1 protein-coding gene is annotated in these 262 nt (G+C 42.4%); it reads left to right on the top strand.

Going from position 1 to position 262, the window contains the following annotated elements; all coding sequences use genetic code 11:
• The coding region (locus RRF55_RS27480) for a hypothetical protein (protein ID WP_439419227.1) at window positions 1-262 on the top strand (262 nt) is incomplete at both ends.

Below are 262 nucleotides of genomic sequence, written 5' to 3'. Positions count from 1 at the left end.
GCGTTTGATACGGTGAACAGTCAGTGTGAACTGGCAGCAAGTGCACGAATACTCGATGGTACGACAGATACTAATATTGATGTGAAAAATGTGGCTATAGGGAGTCTACTCAGTTCCTTAACTTCGCCATCGAAATATAATTTATTCCGCCCAATGTATTTCCCGAAAGTGAATAGTGGAGGAGTTGATTTACTCGATTCCAACAGTAAATTGAGCTGTAATGATAGTGACCAGCGTGGTCTAGACCGTATTGTCGACGGAA

Source organism: Klebsiella sp. K47 (assembly GCF_051858335.1).
In the GTDB taxonomy this organism is placed as follows: Bacteria; Pseudomonadota; Gammaproteobacteria; order Enterobacterales; family Enterobacteriaceae; genus Klebsiella; species Klebsiella pneumoniae.
This window is presented reverse-complemented; position numbering and strand designations above follow the sequence as displayed.